Source organism: Paracoccus nototheniae (genome assembly GCF_004335005.1).
GTDB lineage: Bacteria > Pseudomonadota > Alphaproteobacteria > Rhodobacterales > Rhodobacteraceae > Paracoccus > Paracoccus nototheniae.
Window position 1 is genome coordinate 1 of the sequence record NZ_RQRT01000166.1, and the last position, 1,114, is coordinate 1,114.

The following is a 1,114-nucleotide window of genomic DNA, read 5'->3' on the forward strand; positions in this document are numbered from 1 at the left end:
CCCCGCCCCACCCCCGGCGCGCTGCGGATGGAACAGGTCGTTGCATGGCTGGCCGCGAACCTGCCCCCCGACGCGATCATCACCAATGGGGCAGGCAATTACGCATCCTTTCTGCACCGCTATTACCGCTGGCAATGCTTTGGCACGCAGCTGGCGCCGACCTCGGGGTCGATGGGCTATGGGCTGCCTGCGGCGATTTCGGCCAGTCTGGCCTATCCGGGGCGGATGGTGGTCTGTCTGGCGGGCGACGGCTGTCTGCAGATGACCGTGAACGAACTGTCCACCGCCGCCCAATACGGCGCCAGCCCCATCGTGCTGGTCGCCAATAATGGCCGCTATGGCACCATCCGGATGCATCAGGAACGCCATTACCCCGGTCGCGTCTCGGGGACCGACCTGTTCAACCCGGATTTCCCGCCGCTGGTGCGCGCCTATGGCGGACATGGCGAACTGGTCGAGCGGGACGAGGATCTGGCCCCCGCCTTTGAACGCGCCCGCCTGTCGGGCCGTCTGGCGCTGATCGAGCTGCGGCTGGACCCCGAGGCGCTGACCCCCGGCGCCACCCTGACCCAGACCCGCGACGCGGCGCTGGACCGGCAGGTCTGAGCCGGGGATGCCATGAAAGGCGACAGGCGATGAGACCAGGACCGCGCAACCTGATCACCGACGTGGCCGGGCTGCGCGTCGGACATGCGCAGGATGACAGGCTGAAATCGGGGGTGACGGTGTTGACCGGCGACCGGCCTCTGACCGCCAGCGTCCATGTGATGGGCGGCGCACCCGGCACCCGCGACACCGATCTGCTGGCCCCTGACAAGCTGGTCGGCGGCGTGGATGCGCTGGTGCTGGCGGGCGGATCAGCCTTTGGGCTGGCGGCCTGCGACGGGGTGATGGCGGCGCTGCACACCGCCGGGCGCGGCTTTGCGGTGGGACCGGCCCGCGTGCCCATCGTGCCGGGCGCCATCGTCTTTGATCTGCTGAACGGCGGCGACAAGGGCTGGGATACCAACCCCTATCCGGCGCTTGGCCGCGCGGCGTGGCAGGCGGCGGACGCCCATCCGGCGCTTGGCTCGGTCGGCGCGGGGGCCGGGGCGCTGACGGGCAGCCTGAAGGG

The 1,114-nt window shown here is 70.2% G+C and carries 2 protein-coding genes; both read left to right on the forward strand.

Going from position 1 to position 1,114, the window contains the following annotated elements; all coding sequences use genetic code 11:
* A partial coding sequence (locus tag EG885_RS22290; RefSeq protein ID WP_242679804.1) for a thiamine pyrophosphate-dependent enzyme occupies positions 1-606 on the forward strand: 606 nt, incomplete at its 5' end.
* A 29-nt stretch (positions 607-635) separates the two neighbouring features.
* On the forward strand, positions 636-1,114 hold a 479-nt coding region (locus tag EG885_RS22295), incomplete at its 3' end, for a P1 family peptidase (protein ID WP_207392395.1).